This is a genomic window from Trebonia sp., from assembly GCF_049794275.1.
Classification (GTDB): Bacteria; Actinomycetota; Actinomycetes; order Streptosporangiales; family Streptosporangiaceae; genus Trebonia.
On record NZ_JBARCR010000264.1, the window covers coordinates 1 to 1,731 of the forward strand.

At 73.8% G+C, this 1,731-nt stretch carries 1 protein-coding gene and 2 pseudogenes; all 3 read left to right on the plus strand.

The genetic code is table 11. The annotated features are described in order from the left end of the window. Positions 1 to 446, plus strand: a pseudogene (locus tag WA805_RS07565) (hypothetical protein); the annotation flags it as partial. Then, complete coding sequence (locus WA805_RS07570; RefSeq protein WP_422290558.1) at positions 443 to 1,162, plus strand: ABC transporter ATP-binding protein; 720 nt, start codon at positions 443 to 445, stop codon at positions 1,160 to 1,162. The pseudogene WA805_RS07565 and the gene WA805_RS07570, both read left to right, overlap by 4 nt. After that, positions 1,159 to 1,731 (plus strand): annotated as a pseudogene (locus tag WA805_RS07575) (hypothetical protein); the annotation flags it as partial. The gene WA805_RS07570 and the pseudogene WA805_RS07575, both read left to right, overlap by 4 nt.

Below are 1,731 nucleotides of genomic sequence, written 5' to 3' on the forward strand. Positions count from 1 at the left end.
CCGTCCGCTTCGCCCGCCGCGGTGCCCCCGCTCCCGGCGAGCCGGTCCCCGCCCCGGCAAGCACAATCAACGGCGGGGAGGACTGCGAGGCCCTGGTTGAACGTGGACGACGCATGGTGCGAGGCACTGTTCGCGTCCGCGCTGCAACGATCGGCCGCTCCGACCGCCGAAAGCGTGGCCGCGGCGATCAGTCGCGCCGTGCGCCGGTTCGGTACCCGCGGCTGCGTCAGCCGGATGGCACAAGAGTTCGGCACCCGCATCGCCAGCCCCAGCCAGGCTGCCCGGCTGGACACCACCCACGAGCGTCTGACGCGCTCAAGCACGAGGGCGGCACGCTCGACACCTACCTGGCCAACTACGGCCTGTTCCACCTGGAAGCCGACCTGCGGTGGATCGACATGACCGCCGCCCGGCTCGACGCGCTCGCGAGAGAGGTACGGAAATGACCAGAGACAGCGTGCTTGAGGCGCGGTACGTGGTCAAGTCGTTCGGCGCGACCCCGGCGCTGCGCGGTGCCAGCGCGACCGTCGGCCGCGGAGAGATCCTCGCGATCATGGGACCGAGCGGGTCCGGCAAGTCCACGCTGCTGTACTGCCTCGCCGGGATCCTCGTCCCCGACTCCGGCCAGGTCGTCTTCGACGGTACGAGGATCGACATCATGCCGGAGAACCGGCGCAGCGCGCTGCGCCGGGACAAGTTCGGGTTCGTGTTCCAGTTCGGCCAGCTCGTCCCCGAGCTGACCGCCGAGGAGAACGTCGCGCTCCCGCTGCTGCTGGCCGGCGCCCGCCGGCGCGAGGCGCTGCGGCGTGCCCGCGAGTGGTTCGGCCGGCTCGGCATCGACGGCCTTGAGGGGCACCGGTCCGCGGAGATGTCCGGCGGGCAGGCCCAGCGGGTGGCGCTCGCCCGCGGCCTGGTCGCCGGGCCCGAGATCCTCTTCGCCGACGAGCCCACCGGCTCGCTGGACTCCCTCGCCGGCGAGCGGGTGATGCACCTGCTGACGGCCGCCGCCCGGGACCAGGGCACCACCGTCGTGCTCGTAACCCACGACCCGCGCGTGGCCGCGTACGCCGACCGCGAGATCATCGTCCACGACGGCACAGTCACCACCACGCCTTCAGCCCCCGCGGCACCCGTCGGGCTCGCCCTCAGGGAGAACCGATGATCCGGCTCGCGTTCCGGCTGACCGTCAGCGGCGGCCGGGAGGCCGTCACCCGGCTCGTGATTACCGCCGTGGCGGTCGCGGTCGGCGTCGGCCTCCTGCTCGCCGCGCTCGCCGCGAGCAACGCCCTCAACGCGCAGAGCCTGCGCAGAGGCTGGCTCGACAACACCGCCAGCCCACGACACTCGGCACCCGCCGCGCCCGGCGCCTATCCCGAGTGGTGGCTCCGCTCCCAGGACCAGTACGGCGGCCAGGGGATCGACCGGGTCGACGTGGCGGCGCTCGGCCCGCACTCCCCCGTGCCGCCCGGCATCCCGGCGCTGCCCGGCCCCGGCCAGTACTACGCCTCGCCCGCGCTGGCCGCGCTTCTCCGCTCCGTGCCCGCCGGGCAACTCGGCGACCGGTATCCCGGCCACCAGATCGGCACGATCGGCCCGGCGGCGCTCCAGTCGCCCGGCTCGCTGGTCATCGTCATCGGCCACGCCCCGGCACAGCTCGCCCGCGTCCCCGGCGCCACGCGGGTCACGAGCATCGGCGCCGGCCGCAGCATCGGCGAAAGCACGGAGGGGATC

Coding starts and splice junctions, on each gene's coding strand:
- WA805_RS07570 (WP_422290558.1), top strand. CDS start 443: ATGACCAGAGACAGCGTGCTTGAGGCGCGGTACGTGGTCAAGTCGTTC.